Raw genomic sequence first — 18,009 nt, 5'->3', positions numbered from 1 at the left:
TCCATCGCGCCGCCCGCGCAGCACCGCGTGCTGTTCCGTCAGGGCCGCAAGGAGACGCTGGTACGCCGCTCCGACCTGTACGGCATCCTCGGCGCGCTCGCGCTGGCGGTGTCGATGACCACGGCCACCATGTTCGTCATCGACTACCTGTTCGACGCGACGGTGGCGTGGCTCACCGCGGGCCTGCTCGCGCTGCTCGCGCTGTGGACCTGGTTCGGGCAGCCCGCGCTGGACCGCTCCGGCGCGCTGGAGCACGGCGGCGCCGGAGAGGAGCGGCGGGAGGGCGGCTCGCCGCACGCTCAGTCCTCCGACGGCAGCCCGGTGTCGTCGCGGGAGGACTGACGGGCGTTCGCCGCCCGCGCCACCACGTACGCCGCGACCGACACGGTGATCACCTGGGAGAGCGCCACGAGCAGCAGCGGCCCCACGTACGCCAGGGACGGCCGGTGCAGCCACAGCGCCAGCAGCACCAGCAGCACGCCGAGCACCTGCGGTTTCGTGCCGGCGTGCATGCGATCCAGCGTGGTGCGGAAACGCACCAGCCCGATGCCGGCCGACAGCGCGAGCAGCGCGCCCAGCAGCAGGCAGCCGGCCGCGATCGTGTCAAGAACGCTCATCGCCCCTCCGCTCCTCCTTGCCGGAGAAGAAGCGGGCCAGCGACACCGACCCGACGAACCCCAGCAGCGACAGCACCATCAGGATCGGCAGGTCCGAGTAGTCGTCCCTGGCCACCGCGTACGCACCGGCCCCGCACATCGACAGCGACGTGAACACGTCCAGGGCCATCGCCCGGTCCAGCATCGACGGCCCGCGCCCCACCCGGTACAGCGCCGCGGCCGCGCCGCAGCCGAGCAGGGCCAGTGTCACCAGGTACACCGTGTTCACACCAGCTCCTCCTTGTCCCTCGAAGTGCCGAAGGCGGTGACGATGCGCTCCTCCAGACCGGCTACGTCCCGGCGTACGGGCTCGGCGACGTCTCCCGGGCGGCCCAGCACGTGCAGCAGCAGCTCGCCGGGATAGCGCTCCACGACCAGGCTGCCCGGCACCGTCGAGATCGCCACCATGACCAGCACCGTGATCGGCTCGGACGTCGTGCGCAGCGGCACCCGGACGAACTGGGCCGGCGGATCCCCGGGACGCAGCACGTAGAACACCACCCGCCCCGTCGAGATCACCAGGTCGAACGCGAAGTACGCGAGGAACCGCACCAGCGGGAGCGGGTGCAGCCGGATGCCCCGGTCGATGGGCGGCATGGGCAGCAGCCACGTCACCACCAGCCCGGTCACCAGCCCGCCCAGCACGGTGCCCACGCTCACCTCGCCCCACAGCGCCGTCCACACCAGCGTCAGCCAGGCCGCCAGCGGCAGCGGCACCCGCCGGCCGAGCAGCCGCGGCCGCAGCGCCTCCCGTCTCATCGCCACCTCCCCTGGACGCCTCTCATCGGGGACGCTCCAGCACCGCCGACACGTACGGCTCCCGCGCCAGCAGCTCGTCCGCCGCCCGCTCGGCCAGCGACGTCAGCGGCCCCGCCAGCACCGTGAACGACAGCCCCAGCACGACCAGCGCGGCCACCGACAGCGGCAGCGCCGCAGGCAGCGAGGTCGTGGTCACGGTCGGGTCCTCGCCGGTCTGCTCCTCGCTCTCCAGCACCCGGCCCACCGCCTCGGCGCGCGGCGTACGCCAGAACGCCTTGCCCCAGGTCTTCGCCACCGCGTACAGGGTGAGCAGGCTCGTCGCAAGACCGGCCGCCACGAACGTCACCGGCAGCCAGCCGCCCGCTGCCAGTCCGGCCTGCACCAGCATCAGCTTGCCCAGGAACCCCGACAGCGGCGGGATGCCCGACAGGTTCATGGCCGGCACGAAGAACAGCACCGCGATCAGCGGCGTCGCCCGCATGAGCCCGCCGAGCCTGGTCACCGACGTCGTGCCGGTGCGCCGCTCCACCAGGCCCGCCACCAGGAACAGGCTCGTCTGCACGGTGATGTGGTGCACCACGTAGAACACCGCGCCCGCCAGGCCCGCCACCGTCGACAGCGCCACCCCGAACACCATGTAGCCGATGTGGCTCACCAGCGTGAAGGAGAGCATCCGCTTCATGTCGGTCTGCGCCACAGCGCCCAGCACCCCGGCCACCATCGTCGCCAGCGCCACCCACATCAGCAGCGTCGAGACCGGCCCCACCGGGAACAGCAGCGCCTCCAGCCGGATGATCGAGTACACGCCGACCTTCGTCAGCAGCCCCGCGAACACGGCCGTGGCGGGGGCGGGCGCGGTCGGGTAGGAGTCGGGCAGCCACGCCGACATCGGGAAGATCGCCGCCTTGATCGCGAAGGCCAGCAGCAGCGTCAGCTCCACCAGCAGCTGCACCTGCTCGGGCAGCGCGGCGAAGCGCTCGGCGAGCTGCGCGAGCGACAGCGTGCCCGTGGCGCCGTAGGTGACGGCCAGCGCGATCAGGAACAGCATCGACGAGGCCAGCGCCATCAGCGTGTACGTCGCGCCCGCCCTGATCCTGAACTCGGTGCCGCCGAAGGTCAGCAGCACGTACGAGCCGCTCAGCAGCAGCTCGAAGGCCACGAACAGGTTGAACAGGTCGCCGCTGAGAAACGCGTCGGCCACCCCCGCCACCATCACCAGGAACGCCGGATGGAAGATCGCCATCGGCGCGTCGTGCTCCTGGTCGTCGTAGGCGTTGGCGACCGAGTACACCATCACGCAGAGCGTCACCGCCGACGACACCACCAGCACCAGCGTGGACAGGCGGTCGGCGACCAGCGTGATGCCGATCGGCGCCGGCCAGCCGCCCAGCTCCGTCACCAGCGGGCCGTGCGTGTCGGCCGCGACCATCAGCACCACCGACACGCACAGCGACACGCCCAAAGTGATCACGCTGATCAGCGACTGCAGCCGGCGCAGCCGCCCGCCGATCGCCAGCTTCACCCCGGCGGCCAGCAGCGGCAGCAGCACGGGCACGCAGACGAGACCGTCCAGCCCGCCGATCACCGCTCACCGCCCATGGCTCAGTCGTCGCCCTCCAGCTCGGGGTCCTCCGCCAGGGCCTGCCTGGCGCGTTCCCTCCTGATGGCCGCGCGCATCTGCTTGCGCGCCTCCCGCTGGCGGGCCTTGAGCTGCTTGCGCAGCTCGCGCTCCCTCGCCTCCTGCTTGAGCCTTCTGCGCTCGAACTCCTCGCGCAGCTGCTCGATGCGCTCGGCGTTGCTGATCCCGCCGGTGTCCGCGCGCAGCCCCACGTCCTCGAAGCGGCGCTGCAGCTCCTCCTCCGACAGGCCCTGCGCGCGCAGCATCCGCATCCACTGCTCCAGCTCGGTGTGCACGCGGGCGATGCGCCGCTCCAGGTCGGCCTCCTCAAGCCGCTCCCGCTCGGCCCGCTCCGCCTCCAGGTTCGCAAGCTCCGCCCGCTGCTCGACGATCAGCCGCCGGTACGCGTCCCGCTTGGCGCGTACGGCGTCGCCCAGCTCGCCGCGCCGCGCGCGCAGCCGCACCCGCCGGTCCTCGGTGTCGTCCTGCACCTCATCGCTGCCGGTGAGCTGCCAGGAACGGTGCACCATCGCCAGCAGGAACCCGGTCACGCCCAGCGTGATGACGATCGCGGTGAGCACCATGGCCTGCGGCAGCGGATCGGCCATCCCGGTCGTGCCGGTGAACGGCGGGCCTCCCGCGTCCCCGCCCGAGGTGACGATGAGCAGGTTGACGCCGTTGCCCAGCACGATGACGCCGGCCATCACCCGTACCAGGCTCCGTTCGAGCAGCAGCGTCACGCCCGTCGTGATGAGCACGCAGCACGCGGCGAACGGCACCAGGGAGACGCTGTTCACGGGGTCTCCCCGGCGTCGATCTGCCGGTCCAGCTCCGCGCCCAGCGCGCGCAGCAGGTCCTGCACCATGCCGATGACCGAGAGGTACACCCCGAGGTCGAACAGCAGGCCCGTCGACAGGTGCAGGTGACCCACCAGCGGCACGCTCACGTCCGTGGCCAGCATGGCCAACGCCGCCTCGCCGAACAGCAGCCCGATCAGCGCCGTGCCCGCCGACAGCGTCAGCCCCACGCCCATCAGCACGCCCGCGTGCACCGGCACGGCGGCGGCCAGCTCGTTCCTGCCGCCCGCCAGATAGCGCACCATGATCGCCAGCCCGGCCACGATGCCGCCGGCGAACCCGCCGCCGACCCCGCTGTGCCCGACGAACAGCAGGTACACCGAGAGCACCAGCACCGTGTGGAACGTCAGCCTGGCCGCCACCTCGAACGCCAGCGCCCGCTGGCTGCGCGGCAGCGTCGAGGCCAGCCAGTGCGTCCCCTCCGTCAGGCGGTGCTCGGTCGTGGCCCGCTCGATGGCGTACGACCTGCGCCGCAGGAACACCAGGCTGGTCACGCCCAGCGTCAGCACGATGAGCACCGCGCTCTCGCCCAGCGTGTCCCAGGCGCGCACGTCGAGGATGATGGCGCTGACCACGTTGCCCGCCCCCGCCTCCTCGGCGGCCTCGGGCATCGACGCGCCCACCGGCTCGGTGCCGCGCGCCGCCATCGCCAGCATGCCCGCGCCCGTCGCCACCACCCCCACCGCCAGGCCCACCGCCAGCCGGAACGGCATCGGCAGCCGCCCGCCCGCCGGCTCCACCGGCAGCCGCCGCAGCACCAGCGCGAAGATCACCAGGCTCAGCGTCTCGGCGAGGAACTGGGTCAGCGCCAGGTCGGGGGAGCCGTGCACGAGGAACAGCAGGGCCGTGCCGTACCCGGTCAGGCCGATGACGACGGCGACCAGGATGTAGGCGCGGGCGAACATCGCCAGCGCGGCCGCCGCCGCGAGCAGTACCGCGATCACCGGCTGCTCGGGCCGCTGCCAGGGGACGACCGGCACATCCAGGTGCGGCGGGCCACCGTACGCGAAGGAGAACAGGCCCACGCCGACCGTCGCGAGCAGCGTCAGCAGCAGGTAGTCGGGCACCGAGCCGCGCTGGATGAGGCCGGTGAGCTGGATCGCGAACCGGTCGAGGCGGCGGATCGCCGTCCAGAAGACCTGCCCCGAGTCCACCACGTGCAGCGCCGCGCCCGCCCTGGCCATGGGGCGGCGCGCCAGGAACAGCACGAATCCGGCCGCCAGCGCCGTCGCCGACAGCAGCAGCGGCGTCGAGACGCCGCTCCACGGCGCCAGGTGCGCGTCGTGCCCCGGGTCGGCGTACGTGCCGGTGTAGCCGGACATCGCGCCCTCATACCAGGGGGCCAGCGGCCCCATCGCCAGCCCCAGGGCGGCCAGCAGCACCACGGGCACGGCCATCACCGGCGGCGTCGGATGCGCCGGAGTCGGGTCCAGCCCCGGCTTGGCGGCGAACGCACCCCACAGGAACCGCAGCGTGTACGCCGCCGTCAGCGCCGAGCCCGCCACCACCCCCGCCAGCACGGGCGGCGTGTCCAGCAGCGACTCCAGCGCCGCCTCCTTGCCCGCGAAACCCACCAGCGGCGGCAGCCCCGCCATCGACGCCCCCGCGAGCACCGCCGACCCGCACGTCCACGGCATCGTCCCGGCGAGCCCGCTCAGCCGGCGCAGATCCCGCGAACCCGTCACCCGATCGACGATGCCCACCACCAGGAACAGGGCCGCTTTGAACAGCGCGTGCGCCAGCAGCATCCCGGCGCCCGCCACCGCCGTCCCCTCGGTGCCCGCCCCGAACAGCAGCGCGAGCAGGCCGAGCTGGCTGACCGTCCCGTACGCGAGCAGCCGCTTCAGATCCGTCTCCCGCAGCGCCCGCCAGCCGCCCAGCAGCATCGTCACCACGCCGAGCGGCACCGTCACCGACCGCCACAGCGCCAGCTCGCCGAACGCCGGGCCGAGCCTGGCCAGCAGGTACACCCCGGCCTTCACCATCGCCGCCGCGTGCAGGTAGGCCGAGACCGGGGTCGGCGCGGCCATCGCGGCCGGCAGCCACGTGCTGAACGGGAAGATCGCCGACTTCGACAGCGCCCCTGCCAGCACCAGCACCAGCGCGACCGGCGCCATGTCGGGCGGGCGCGCGACGATCTGCGAGATCTGGTACGTGCCCGCCGCCTGCCCCAGCAGCACGAACCCGGCCAGCATCGACAGGCCGCCGAATGTCGTCACCGCCAGCGCCTTCATCGCCGCCTGCCTGCTCGTCCGGCTGGCCGGGTCGTGGCCGATGAGCAGGTAGGAGAAGACCGTCGTCAGCTCCCAGAACACGTACAGCAGGAGCAGGTCGTCGGTCGCGACCAGGCCCAGCATCGAACCGGCGAAGGCCACCATCACCCCGCCGTAGCGGCCCAGCCCCTCCTCGCCCGCCGCGAAGTAGCGGGCGCTGTAGCACAGCACGAGCACGCCGACCCCGGTGACCAGCGCCATCATCAGCACCGTCAGCGGGTCGGCGCGGAACGACAGCTCCAGGCCCAGCACCGGCACCCACGACCTGCTCTCCCGCACCGGCAGGCCGCGCAGCGCCAGCCACCCCGTGTACACCAGCCCGGCCGCCGGAGGCACGGCCAGCACGGCGAACGAGGCCCGTCCCAGGCGGGCCACCAGCCAGGGAGCGCAGACGGCCGCCACCGCATGCAGGATCAGCAGCGACTCCATGGGCTCCTCGGGAGGGAATTTCCGGCTACGTCCGCCCAATCTCTCCCACGGCGGCGGCGCCATCGCGCAGGCGCGGCCAGGGTTGACCCGAACGTCACCACTCCCACACCGAGGTGTGGTGTCACCTCAGACGCCGCCTGGAACGACCGGCCGGAACGAAGGTGGGAGCGACCGGCTGGGGCGACCGGCTGACCGGCTGGGGCGACTGGCTGACCGGCAGAGGGCATCAGGCGGGCTGACCGCCTGATGCCCTCTGCGCGGCCCTCGGGCATGGCTGAGGCCCCCTGGCGTCGGATGTGCCAGGGGGCCTCAGCAATGGGTCCTGCGGGTGGCTCTGCGCCCGTCTCAGGCGCTGACCTTCGCCCCCGCCTTCGCGGTGGCGTCGGCGTCGGTCTTGCTGTCCGGCTTGCACGTGGCCGGCCGGGGCGCCTTCGCCGTCAGCAGGTAGGCGTCGATCTTGCTGTCCAGGCAGGACGAGCCCCTGCGGTAGCCGGTGTGGCCGTCGGCGTCGTTGGTCAGCAGCACGCCGTGCTCCAGCTGCCGCGCGAGCGCCTGAGCCTCCTTGTACGGCGTCGCCGGGTCACGCGTCGTGCCCACCACCACGATCGGCGGCGCGCCCTTGGCCTGCACCTTCTTCGGCAGGCGGTTGCCCTTGACCGGCCAGAACGGGCACGGGCTCTCCGGGTGGTCGACGCAGTTGATGGCCATGAGGGCCTCGAAGCTGTTGTCGTAGCGACCGTTGGGCCGCCGCCCGTTGCTCTCGTCGGCCAGCAGCAGCAGCTTCGTGCCGTCGCCCTTGTACGCCTGCGCCAGCGCCTGACGCAGCCGCGGCCAGGTCGCCGTCTGGTACAGCGAGTACTCGACCGCGCTGCGGACCACGGCCTCGGTGACCTGGCGGGCGTCGTACTCGTTGCGCAGCGGAGCCCGGTCGGCGCGGTCGTAGAGCCGGTCGAGCTTCTTGACCGCCGCCTTCACCGAGCGCTTCTTGAACGGGCAGTCCTTGGCCTTGAAGCAGTCGCGCAGGAACGACTCCGTCGCCAGCTCGAAACCGCGGTCCTGGTCGCGGACGAAGTCGTCGGTGTCCTGCGACGGGTCCTCGGCGCCGTCCAGCACCATCGCCCGCACCTTATCGGGGTACATGTCGGCGTACAGCGAGCCGAGGTAGGTGCCGTACGAGAAACCGAGATACGTCAGCTTCTCATCGCCCAGCGCGGCGCGTATCACGTCCATGTCGCGCGCGGCGTCGACCGTGCCGACGTGCGCCAGCAGCTTTTTACCGGAACGCTTCGCACACGAATTTGCGAAGGCTTTGTCCCACTTTTCCTGACGCTTTACTTCTTCCTCGGTGTCGGGCGTCGGATCGAGGGTGAAGTACGAATCCAGATCGAGCGGCTTCATGCAATGGATGGGCGACGACCCGCCGACGCCGCGGGGGTCGAAGCTGACCACGTCGAAATGCTCGCGGATCGCCGGAGAAACGACGTCCTTGCTCTGCATCAGCGTGTCCACGCCGGACGCTCCGGGGCCGCCGAAGTTGAGCACGAGTGAGCCGATCTTGCGCCCCGTCGCAGGCAGACGCGCCATGCTGAGCCCGATGCGTTCTCCCTCAGGGTGCGCGTAGTCCAACGGGACCGACAATTTCCCGCACTCGTAGCCGTCGCCGCAGCGGGACCAGGCCAGGCGCTGTCCGTAGAAATCGCCAAGCCGTTCCGGCGCGGCGGCCCGGGCGGGACCGGTGACTCCGGTGAGGGTCAGCAGGCCCGCCAGAGCAGGCGTAAGGAAACGGAATAGTTGTCGCATGTCTCAGGGGAGGTAGGCAACGGTTTCGCCGTTCTTTATAGACGTTGCTCCACATCGAGGGCAAGTCTGCAAAACACCTGAATTCCCATACGGGAAAAGATCTACTGAGGGGCATTGGACTTTCCGGCGTGTCCCGGGACGGAAATCCCGCCGCCGCGGGGCTTTCCGGGTGATGAAAGGGCTCGATGTTCGGCCACCGCCCGGCCTCGCCTCGACCCGGCGCCGTGCGCGGGGCGGCGCCCGCGATGTTCGCCGCCGATGGCGGTCACCGCAAATGGCGGTCACCGTTCTCGGCGATCACCGCCCCGCAGCCAGTCGCCCGCCGACCCTCGGTCTTCATCGCGCTTCGGACGGGTCGTCCGGCGGCCGGCGGGGTGGGCCGAACGGGCGGTTTCCCGATGGCGGAGCGGGCCGCACGGGCGGGCTCGCGGGCGGCGGGGGAGGGGCGTTGAGCCGGTCAGCCGGCGTCGGAGACGCGGCGCTGGACCTCGTCGGCGAGGCTGTCGAGGGAGCGGTCCAGCAGGCCGCGGACCTCGTCGGCGCGGGTCCCCGTGTCCGGCTCGTCCAGGAGGCTGATGTGCACGGTCACCTCGCTGGTGCCGGCGGCCGCGTCGGACACCTGGAGCCAGCCCGAGTAGTCGGGGTGGTCACGCCCGCCCCACTCCACCCTGAGCTGCTCCTCCGAGGTGCGGAAGAGCCCTTCGTGCCGGCCTGCGCCGGGCACCAGTGAGCCGTCGGCCTCCACGGTGCCGGGCCCCGCGTCGTGGACCGACAGGCCCTGCGGCAGCCACCGATCCATGAGTTCCACATCGGATGCCACCCCGAACACCACCATGCTCTCCGCCGGCATCCCGCGAGTCGCCTCGAACTCGGCCATACCGTCCCCCCGAACCCCTGGGTTCCAATGCCAGCGCCGTACCCCCGTGATGTGCGGGCAAACAGCGGCACCCGCGACGGTGCGTCCCGCTACGGTTGCGTGGGGTAATCGAGCGGCGAGGGGAGCGGGTGATGGCGAGCGCGCCACAGGTGCCGCCGGAGATGTTCCGGTTCACCACGACGGAGCGGGCCGACCTGCACACGGCGGTGCTCTTCGCCTTCGGCGAGGCCGACGAGCGCCTGGAGACGGCGCTGACCGCCGACGAGGTGCGCGAGCGGCTGCGCGCCACCGGCTGCTACGCCCCGGTGGGCGAGCAGGACCTGGCGGGCACGCTGCGGCAGCTGGCCGGGTGGGGGCTGCTCGACGTGGTCTTCGACCACTCGGGCGGCTTCGCCACCGCCGAGGAGTACGAGCGCAGGAACCTGCAGTACGCGCTCACCAGGCGCGGCGCGGCGGCCATCGCCGGGCTCCAGCACGCGACGTCCGTGCTGGAGACGGGAGGAGCGCTGCAGACGGCGGTGCTGGACGCGATCGCCGACCGCCTCGGCGAGCTGGACGAGCTGCTGCGCGACCCCGGACCCGGGCGCAACCGGCGTATCTTCGCCTGCCTGCTGGAGCTGGAGGGCCATCTCGACGCGCTGCGCGCCGACACCCGCCGCTTCAACGCCGAGCTGCAGCGGCTGCTGCGCGCCGAGGGCACGAACCTCGCCACGTTCCACGAGGTCAAGACCGCCACCGTGGCCTACCTGCAGGACTTCGTGACAGACCTGGAGCAGCGCGGCGACACCATCGCCGCCGCCGTGCGCGCCATCGCCGAGCAGGGGGTCGAAACGCTGCACGCCCGCGCGCTCGACGGGGCGGACCTGCCGAAGGTGCCGGGGGCCGACCACGCCACGCCGTGGCTGGCGGCGCGGGCGGAGCAGTGGGAGCGGCTGCTGGCCTGGTTCGCGCCCGTGGACGGCAGCGTGCCGAGGGTGCGCAGGCTGCACGACGTGGCCAGGCGGGCCATCGTGGCGCTGCTGCAGGTGCTCGACCGCATCACCGATTCCCGCCGCCGCTCCTCCAGTGCCGCCGCCGACTTCCGTACGCTGGCCCGCTGGTTCGCCACCGCGCCGGCGGAGGACGACGCGCACCGGCTGTGGGATGCGGCGTTCGGGCTCGGCTCGGCCAGGCACGCCCACCTCGGCCACGCCGACGCCGAGCTGATCCCGCCGGGAGTGCCGTGGGCGGAGGCCGAGCCCGTCGAGGTGTCGGCGCTGCTGCGCGCGCGGGGACGTACCGAGCGGATGGGCCGCACGGGCAGGGTGCGCGACGTGGCCGAGCTGCGGGCACGCCGGCGGGCCCAGGCCGAGCGCGAGCGCGCCGAGCTGGAGGCCGCGTGGGCGGCGCTGGCCACGACGGGCCCGATCAGGCTGTCGCAGCTCGGCGAGCTCGACCACGACGCCTTCGGCCGGCTGCTCGACCTGATCGGCAGGGCGCTGGCCGAGCGGCCCGACCCGACCGGGTTCCGGCGGGCGGTCACCTCCGACGGCCGGGTGGAGATCGTGCTGCGCGCCCCCGACGACACGCCCACCGGCCGTGCGGTGGCGGTGCTGCGTACGTCCGAGGGCTGGTTCCGCACCCCCGACTACCTCATCGACGTGCGCGCGCCCGGAACGCTGCGCGAGCGGGTGGTGGGCGCGTGAGCACCCTCGCCAACCAGCTCGTACGCGCCGAGAAGGAAGAGCTGGCCCGCGCCATCAGGACCCTGCTCGGCCGCCCCCTCGTCTCCGCGCACGACGACCCGGCCGCCTTCGACCTGGTCAGGAAGCGGCGCGGGCCGCTGATCCAGTGGTTCGACTACTTCTGCGGCTGGCGGCTGATCGTGGAGCCGCGCCAGGGCTACGCCCGCCTGGTCAAGGTCAGGTCCGAGCCCGGATCCACCCGCCCGGCCCGGCGCCGCCGCACCACCAGGGCGCCGTTCGACCGCCGCCGCTACACGCTGCTGTGCCTGTGCGCGGCCGAGCTGCTCACCTCGCCCGTCACCACGATCGGGATGCTGGCGGGCCGGGTGGCGCAGGCCGCCGCCGTGGAGCCGGGCGTGCCCGCGTTCGAGCCGGTGCGGGTGGAGGAGCGCGCCGCGTTCGTGGACGCGGTCAAGCTGCTCGAGCACTACGGCGCGCTCACCGCGATGGACGGCGCCACCGACGCCTACCTCGACGACGAGGAGGCCAAGGTGCTCTACCGGGTGGACACCATGCGGATCATCCGCCTGCTGGCCGCGCCGGTGCCGCCGTCGGAGGCGGCGGCCGCAGAGCCGGTCGAGAGCGTGTGGGAGGGCGGCGGACCGCCGGTCGCGCTGACCGCCGAGGCGCGCTACGGCGCGGGCGAGCCCAGCGAGACCCAGCGCGCCCTGCACGCCCGCCACACGCTCATCCGCCGCCTGCTGGACGAGCCCGTCGTCTACCGCGACGAGCTGACCCCCGCACAGGCGGCCTACGCCGCCTCCCTGACCGGCCGCAGGATCCTGCGCCGCGCCGCGGAGGAGGCCGGGTTCGTGCTGGAGGAGCGGGCCGAGGGGTTCCTGCTGGTGGACCCCGACGGCATCGCCACCGACAGCAGGTTCCCCGACGACGGCAACCACGCCAAGGTGGCCGCCCTGCTCATGCTCGACCTGCTCGTCACCTCGGGCCCCGTCAGCGCCGCCCGGCTCGACGAGGAGGCCGCCGAGCTGCTGCGCCGCTTCCCGCAGTGGGCCAAGGCGTACCAGTCGGACGGCGGCGGGCCGCGGCTGGCCGCCGACGCGCTTGAGGTGCTCGTCCGGTTCGGGCTCGCCCGCCGTACGGGTGACCGGGTCGCGGCCCTGCCCGCCGCGGCCCGCTACCGGGTCGATCGCGCGGCCGTACAGGAGGATTGATGACCGTTACCGAGCTCGCCCCGCAGCGCGCCGCGCAGGGGATGGACGCCCGCTGGGTCCCGGTGCGCGCCGGGATACTCAACGTCTGGCGCTACTACGACGAGGTGTTCGAGTTCCACCGGGGGCGGCTGCTGCTGCGCGGGCCCAACGGCAGCGGCAAGTCGAAGGTGCTGGAGCTGCTGCTGCCGTACCTGCTGGACGCCAGCCTCAAGCCGAGCAGGCTGTCCACGTTCGGCGGCGGCGAGCGGACCATGCACTGGAATCTCATGGGCGACGGCGCGGGCGGCGGCACCACCCGCGTCGGCTACGTGTGGCTGGAGTTCCGCCACGCCGACGGCCGCTGGTTCACCTGCGGTGCGCGGCTGCAGGCCACCGTGCACACCAAGAACGTCACCGCCACCTACTTCACCACCGACGCCCGCGTTGACGCCCCCGACGGCATCAGGCTCACCGGCGAGGGCGGCCAGCCGCTGACCAAGGCCCAGCTCATCGACGAGCTGGGCCCGTCCGGCACGGTCCACGAGACCGCCGAGTCCTACCGCGACGTCGTGCGCAGGACCCTCTACCGCGAGCTGAACGAGCAGCGCTACGACTCCCTGCTGACCGCGCTGCGCCAGCTCCGCACCCCCAAGCTGTCCGAACGCCTCGACCCCGGGCTGCTGTCCGACCTGCTCTCCAGCGCCCTGCCGCCGCTCGGCGAAGGCGAGATCCACGAGATCGCCGAGGGGTTCGAGCGGCTCGACCGGCAGCGCGAGGAGCTGCGGCGGCTCGACCGCGACGTGGAGGAGGCCGACCGGCTGGCCGAGCGGCAGCGCGGCTACGCCCAGCGCGTGCTGCGGGCCGCCGCCGCGGCGGTGACGTCCGCCTGGGAGCGGGTGGAGTCGCTGGCCGCCGAGGTCAAGGAGCGGCGCGAGGCGCTCAAGGAGGCCGAGCGCGAGCTCGCGGCCACGACCGTGCGGCTGGGCGAGGAGGAGGCGCGGGAGCTGGCCCTGGCCGCGCGGATCGACGGGCTGAAGGAGAGCGCGGCCTACCGCGAGGGCGGCGACCTGCACCGGCTGCGCAGCGAGGCGCAGGCGGCCCACGAGACGGCGGCCCGGCTGCGCGACCAGGCCGGCCAGGCGGCCAGGGAGGTCTCGGCCCGGCAGGAACGTGCCGAACGCGCCGCGGCCGCCGCCCGCACGGCCGCCGCCCTGGCCGACCGCGCCCGCGCCGAGGCCCGGCAGGCGGCCGCCCGCGCCGGGCTGCTCTCCGTCCATGAGGAGGCCGAGCACCCCGGAGGGTCCGGCGGGGACATGAAGGCCGGCGCGGGCGACGCCGAGGCCGCCGTACGGCGGGCGCGCGAGCTGTCGCGGGCCGCCGTGACCAGCAGGACCGCGCAGATCCGCGAGGTCAGGGCCGGGGTGCTGGCCCACGAGGAGGCCGTCGGCCGCCGCACCGCCGCCGAGCGCGACCGCGACGAGGCCCGCGACGACCTGGCCGCCGCGCACGAGGAGCGCGAGCGGGCCGAACGCCTGCGCGACGAGCGGGCCCGCGACCTCGCCGCCGCGCTGGCCGACTGGGCGGGCGGCTGCACGCAGCTCCAGCTCGACCCCGCCACGCTGGCCGGGCTCGCCGAGGACTTCGAGCGGGCCGACGACCTGGTGAGCACCGCACGTACGATGGCCGCCGTCGAGCTGGCGGCCCGCGAGCAGCAGCTCACCGGGCTGCGCGACCGGCTGGCCGCCGAACGGGCCGGGCTCGCCGAGGAACGCGAACGCCTCAGCGACCAGACCGCGCTCGAACCGCCCGCCCCGCCCACCCGCACCGCCGCCGGGCGGCTGGCCCGCCCCGGCATACCGCTGTGGCGGGCGGTCGCGTTCCGGTCGGGACTCGACCCGGTGGCGCAGGCGGGCGTGGAGGCGGCGCTGGAGGCGTCCGGGCTGCTCAACCTGTGGCTGCGGCCGGACGGCGGGTTCGACCCCGGCGAGCACGACGCGTTCGCGGTCGCCGCGCTGGCCCGCCCCGCACCCGGCTACAGCCTGGCCCACGTGCTGCTCACCGAGCCGGACTCGCCGGTCTCCGCGGACGCCGTGCTGGGCGGCATCGCGTTCGCGCCCACCGCGATCGGCGTCGACCACCCGGCCGTCATCGGCGCGGACGGCACCTGGCGGCTCGGCCCTGCGGCGGGCCGCTGGGTCAAGCCCGAGCCCGCCTACATCGGCGCGACCGCCAGGGAACGCGCCAGGCGGCGCCGCGTCGCCGAGCTTGACGACCGGCTGGGCGAGCTGGCCGGACGCATCGCCGAGTGCGACCACCTGCTCGCCGTGGTGGACGCCGAGCGCGAGACGCTGGCCGCCGAGCTGCGCCGCAGGCCCGACAGGAGGCCGTACGCGCAGGCCCTGCAGGCGCTCGACGGCGCCGAGCGCAAGGTGGCGCTGCTGGAGGACCGGCTGCGCGCGTACGAGGAGCGGCTGCACGAGCGCGAGCAGGATGTGGCCAGGTCGCTGCGCCGCCTGACCGAGCTGGCCGACCGGCACGCGCTGCCCGCGGCGCCGTCCGCGCTGGACAACCTGGAGCAGGCGCTGCGCACCGCCGAGACCACCGGCGCCGTCTGGCACGACCGCCGCGCCGACGCCCGCGCCGCCGCCGAGCACGCCAGGCTGGCGGCCGAGACCGCCGCCCAGTACGAACGGCTCGCCCTCGACGCCGTCGAACGCGCGGAGCGCGCCGCGTCCGCCGCCGTCGTGCTGGCCGAGCGGCTGGCCGCGATCGAGGCCGTGGTCGGCGCCGAGCAGCACGAGGCGCTCGCCCGGCTCCAGGAGGCCCAGGCCGCCTACCAGGAGTGCCGCCACGCCATCAAACAGGTCAACGAGGGGCTGGCCAGGCTCAACGCCCGCCTCGGCCGGCTCAGGGGCGAGCTGGGCGCGGCCGAGGAGCGGCACGCCGAGGCGGCGCGGGCCCGCGACGAGGTCTCCGGGCGCTTCCGCCGGCTGGTGGCCGGGCACCTGCCGGCCGACGCGCGGGTGACGGTCGCGCCCGCCCCCGAGGCCGGCGGGCGGGCGGTGCTTGAGGCTGCTGAGGCGGTGGCCGCAGAGTTGGACGCAGGGCTGGACGGGGTCCCGTACGAGCACAAGCACGTCAGGGAGGCCGAGGCGCGGCTGCGTGACGCCTTCCACCACGCCAGGGAGGCGCTGGCCGGGCGGGCGGACCTGCAGCTGACCCCCGACGAGGACGTCCAGGTGCTCACCGCCACCGTGGGCGGCGTGCGCGCCGGCGCGGCGGCGCTGTGCAGGGCCCTGCACAAGGAGCGGGACGCCCGCCGCCGCGACATCACCGAGGCCGAGCGCGACCTGTTCGACCGCACGCTGGCCGGGGACACGCGGCGGCATCTCGCCGACCGCATCAGGCAGGCGACGGCGCTGGTCGAGGCCATGAACCAGCGCCTGGAACGGGTCCGCACCGCCTCCAAGGTCGCGGTGCGGCTGGTCTGGCAGGTCGATCCCACGCAGTCGCCCGGCACCCGCGCCGCCCGCGACCTGCTGCTGCGCGACCCGGCCGGGCTCAGCGAGGCCGACAAGGAGGCCCTGTACGTCTTCTTCAGGGAACGCATCGAGGAGGCGCGGGCCGACGACTCGTCGGCGAGCTGGGAGGACCAGCTCATGAAGGTCCTCGACTACACCGCCTGGCACCGGTTCGTGGTCAAGCTGGACCGGGGCGACGGCCAGGGCTGGCAGGAGCTGACGCGGAAGCTGCACGGGGCGCTGTCGGGCGGGGAGAAGGCGATCGCGCTGCACCTGCCGCTGTTCGCCGCCGTGGCCGCGCACTACCTGACCGACCCGGGCTGCCCGCGCTTCATCCTGCTCGACGAGGTGTTCGTGGGCGTGGACAGGGCCAACCGGGGCCAGGTGTTCGACCTGCTGGTGAACCTGGGGCTGGACCTGGTTCTGACGTCCGACCACGAGTGGTGCGAGTACCGCGAGCTGGACGGCATCGCCATCCACCAGCTCATCACGGGCGACGGCGACGACGCGGTGACGACGGCCAGGTTCGTGTGGAACGGCTACCGCACGGTGCCGGCCGAGTGACCCGGGCCTCGCCACGAGCCGGTGGTGGCGCACACACCTGCGGCCGCCGCGCCGGGGCCCGCTCCCGTGCGACCGGTGGTGGCGCCCATGCCCGCGCCGGGGATCCGTTCCTGTGCGACCGACTAGTGTCTAAATCGTTTTAGAAAATTTATGGCCAGGCGCAAGTCGCGTACGAGCAGTATTGACACGTAACTCCCCGCCGTTTTACGTTCTGGACACATTAAAACGTTTTGCCGACAACGGCGCCGGAGGGCGTATGAGCGAATCTCCTCCCATCCTGTCGCTACGCGATGTCAGCAAGTCCTTCGGTGCGGTCCAGGCCCTGTCGGGCGTGCGGCTCGACCTGTACGCCGGAGAGGCGCACGGCCTGGTGGGAGAGAACGGGGCCGGCAAGTCGACGCTGGTGAAGATCCTCGCCGGCGCCCATCCCGCCGACACGGGCACGCTGACCGTGGACGGGAAGGAGCTGGCGTTCTCCGGCCCCGCCGACGCCCAGGCCGCCGGAATTGCGGTGATTTATCAAGAGCCAACACTATTTCCGGATTTGTCGGTCGCCGAGAACATCTTCATGAGCCACCAGCCGCTGCGCAGCATGCGGCGCATCGACGCCAACGCCATGCGCGCGGCCACGTCCGAGCTGTTCGCCAGGCTCGGCGTCGGGCTCGACCCCGACCGGCCCGCCCGCGGCCTGTCCATCGCCGACCAGCAGCTCGTGGAGATCGCCAAGGCGCTCGCGTTCGACGCCCGCGTCCTCATCATGGACGAGCCCACGGCCGCGCTGTCCGGCGTGGAGGTCGAGCGGCTGTTCTCGGTCGTCGGGTCGCTGCGCGAGTCGGGCGCGGCCGTGCTGTTCATCTCCCACCGCTTCGACGAGATCTTCACGCTCTGCTCGCGGATCACGGTGATGCGCGACGGCCGCTGGGTCTCCACCGACCCGGCCGCCGAGCTCACCGTCGAGGAGCTGGTCCGCAGAATGGTCGGCCGCGAGGTGTCCTCGCTGTATCCCAAGACGGCGGCCGCCGTCGGCGAGTCCCGCCTGGAGGTGCGCGGCCTGACCAGGCACGGCGTCTTCGAGGACGTCTCCTTCGCCGTGCGCGGCGGCGAGATCGTGGCGCTCGCCGGGCTCGTCGGGGCCGGGCGCAGCGAGGTGGCGCGGGCCGTGTTCGGCGTGGACCGGCCCGACGCCGGCGAGGTGATCGTGGACGGCAGCACACTGCCGCCCGGCGACACCGCCGCCGCCATCGCCGCGGGACTGGCCCTCGTCCCCGAGGACCGCCGCCAGCAGGGCCTGGTCATGGAGCTGTCGGTCGAGCGCAACGCCACCCTCACCAGGCGCTGGTCGCTGAGCCGGCTCGGGCTGCTGTTCGGCGGCGCCGAGCGGGCGGCGGCCCGCATGTGGAGCGAACGCCTCCAGGTCAAGACCGCCCGCCTCACCGACCCCGTCTCCACGCTGTCGGGCGGCAACCAGCAGAAGGTGGTGCTGGCCAAGTGGCTGTCCACCGAGCCCGGCGTGCTCATCGTGGACGAGCCCACCCGCGGCATCGACGTGGGCACCAAGGCCGAGGTGCACCGGCTGCTGTCGGAGCTGGCCGGGCAGGGCGTCGCGGTGCTGATGATCTCCAGCGAGCTGCCCGAGGTGCTCGGCATGGCCGACCGCGTGCTCGTCATGCACGAAGGCCGGCTGGTGGCCGACATCCCGCGAACGCAGGCGGATGAGGAGTCGGTGATGCTGGCCGCGACCGGACAGGGCGGTGGCGCATGACGGCGATGACCGAAACGG

13 protein-coding genes are annotated in these 18,009 nt (G+C 73.4%); 5 read left to right on the top strand and 8 right to left on the bottom strand.

Going from position 1 to position 18,009, the window contains the following annotated elements; translation table 11 throughout:
* Positions 1–3 precede the first annotated feature (3 nt).
* On the top strand, positions 4–342 hold the full coding sequence (locus AB0K67_RS06140) for a DUF6328 family protein (protein ID WP_364057449.1): 339 nt from the start codon (positions 4–6) through the stop codon (positions 340–342).
* On the opposite strand, the gene AB0K67_RS06135 is transcribed toward AB0K67_RS06140, so the two are convergent.
* The 8 genes from AB0K67_RS06135 to AB0K67_RS06100 form a co-directional block, all read right to left on the bottom strand.
* A complete protein-coding gene (locus tag AB0K67_RS06135; protein WP_364053683.1) occupies positions 300–617 on the bottom strand; it encodes a monovalent cation/H(+) antiporter subunit G in 318 nt (105 codons plus the stop codon). The two genes, AB0K67_RS06140 and AB0K67_RS06135, sit on opposite strands and share 43 nt — an antisense overlap.
* Positions 604–885: a monovalent cation/H+ antiporter complex subunit F gene (locus tag AB0K67_RS06130; protein WP_364053680.1), complete on the bottom strand. Its 282-nt coding sequence runs from the start codon at positions 883–885 to the stop codon at positions 604–606. The genes AB0K67_RS06135 and AB0K67_RS06130 overlap by 14 nt, the downstream gene beginning before the upstream one ends.
* On the bottom strand, positions 882–1,415 hold the full coding sequence (locus AB0K67_RS06125; RefSeq protein WP_364053677.1) for a Na+/H+ antiporter subunit E: 534 nt from the start codon (positions 1,413–1,415) through the stop codon (positions 882–884). The genes AB0K67_RS06130 and AB0K67_RS06125 overlap by 4 nt, the downstream gene beginning before the upstream one ends.
* 22 nt (positions 1,416–1,437) lie before the next feature.
* Positions 1,438–3,000 (bottom strand): Na+/H+ antiporter subunit D, encoded by a 1,563-nt coding sequence (locus AB0K67_RS06120; RefSeq protein ID WP_364053674.1) that lies wholly within the window; start codon positions 2,998–3,000, stop codon positions 1,438–1,440.
* 17 nt (positions 3,001–3,017) lie between these two features.
* Complete coding sequence (locus AB0K67_RS06115) at positions 3,018–3,830, bottom strand: Na(+)/H(+) antiporter subunit C (RefSeq protein WP_364053671.1); 813 nt, start codon at positions 3,828–3,830, stop codon at positions 3,018–3,020.
* Positions 3,827–6,592 carry a Na+/H+ antiporter subunit A gene (locus AB0K67_RS06110; protein WP_364053667.1) on the bottom strand — a complete coding sequence of 922 codons (2,766 nt, stop codon included), beginning with the start codon at positions 6,590–6,592 and terminating at the stop codon, positions 3,827–3,829. The genes AB0K67_RS06115 and AB0K67_RS06110 overlap by 4 nt, the downstream gene beginning before the upstream one ends.
* Before the next feature lie 345 nt (positions 6,593–6,937).
* Positions 6,938–8,176 (bottom strand): alpha/beta hydrolase, encoded by a 1,239-nt coding sequence (locus AB0K67_RS06105; RefSeq protein WP_364053664.1) that lies wholly within the window; start codon positions 8,174–8,176, stop codon positions 6,938–6,940.
* 673 nt (positions 8,177–8,849) lie between these two features.
* Positions 8,850–9,269 carry an SRPBCC family protein gene (locus AB0K67_RS06100; RefSeq protein WP_364053661.1) on the bottom strand — a complete coding sequence of 140 codons (420 nt, stop codon included), beginning with the start codon at positions 9,267–9,269 and terminating at the stop codon, positions 8,850–8,852.
* 131 nt (positions 9,270–9,400) lie between these two features.
* On the opposite strand from AB0K67_RS06100, the gene AB0K67_RS06095 reads away from it, so the two are divergent.
* The 4 genes from AB0K67_RS06095 (at position 9,401) to AB0K67_RS06080 (ending at position 17,991) form a co-directional block, all read left to right on the top strand.
* Positions 9,401–10,954 (top strand): TIGR02677 family protein, encoded by a 1,554-nt coding sequence (locus AB0K67_RS06095; protein WP_364053658.1) that lies wholly within the window; start codon positions 9,401–9,403, stop codon positions 10,952–10,954.
* Entirely contained in the window at positions 10,951–12,165 is a 1,215-nt protein-coding gene (locus AB0K67_RS06090; protein WP_364053655.1) for a TIGR02678 family protein, read from the top strand. Before AB0K67_RS06095 ends, AB0K67_RS06090 begins: the two co-directional genes overlap by 4 nt.
* Complete coding sequence (locus AB0K67_RS06085) at positions 12,165–16,229, top strand: TIGR02680 family protein (RefSeq protein WP_364053652.1); 4,065 nt, start codon at positions 12,165–12,167, stop codon at positions 16,227–16,229. The genes AB0K67_RS06090 and AB0K67_RS06085 overlap by 1 nt, the downstream gene beginning before the upstream one ends.
* Positions 16,230–16,485: 256 nt before the next feature.
* Positions 16,486–17,991: a sugar ABC transporter ATP-binding protein gene (locus tag AB0K67_RS06080; protein WP_364053649.1), complete on the top strand. Its 1,506-nt coding sequence runs from the start codon at positions 16,486–16,488 to the stop codon at positions 17,989–17,991.
* Positions 17,992–18,009 lie beyond the last annotated feature (18 nt).

The sequence above is a fragment of the Nonomuraea sp. NPDC052634 genome (genome assembly GCF_040678535.1).
GTDB classification, from domain to species: domain Bacteria; phylum Actinomycetota; class Actinomycetes; order Streptosporangiales; family Streptosporangiaceae; genus Nonomuraea; species Nonomuraea fastidiosa.
The sequence above is the reverse complement of the archived record's forward strand: the minus strand, read 5'-3'. Positions and strand labels throughout refer to the sequence as shown.

Bases quoted from the DNA above. Each gene is read 5' to 3' on its own strand.
- AB0K67_RS06095 (WP_364053658.1), top strand. From the start codon at position 9,401: ATGGCGAGCGCGCCACAGGTGCCGCCGGAGATGTTCCGGTTCACCACG.
- AB0K67_RS06105 (WP_364053664.1), bottom strand. From the start codon at position 8,176: ATGGCGCGTCTGCCTGCGACGGGGCGCAAGATCGGCTCACTCGTGCTC.
- AB0K67_RS06135 (WP_364053683.1), bottom strand. From the start codon at position 617: ATGAGCGTTCTTGACACGATCGCGGCCGGCTGCCTGCTGCTGGGCGCG.
- AB0K67_RS06125 (WP_364053677.1), bottom strand. From the start codon at position 1,415: ATGAGACGGGAGGCGCTGCGGCCGCGGCTGCTCGGCCGGCGGGTGCCG.
- AB0K67_RS06100 (WP_364053661.1), bottom strand. From the start codon at position 9,269: ATGGCCGAGTTCGAGGCGACTCGCGGGATGCCGGCGGAGAGCATGGTG.
- AB0K67_RS06110 (WP_364053667.1), bottom strand. From the start codon at position 6,592: ATGGAGTCGCTGCTGATCCTGCATGCGGTGGCGGCCGTCTGCGCTCCC.
- AB0K67_RS06080 (WP_364053649.1), top strand. From the start codon at position 16,486: ATGAGCGAATCTCCTCCCATCCTGTCGCTACGCGATGTCAGCAAGTCC.
- AB0K67_RS06085 (WP_364053652.1), top strand. From the start codon at position 12,165: ATGACCGTTACCGAGCTCGCCCCGCAGCGCGCCGCGCAGGGGATGGAC.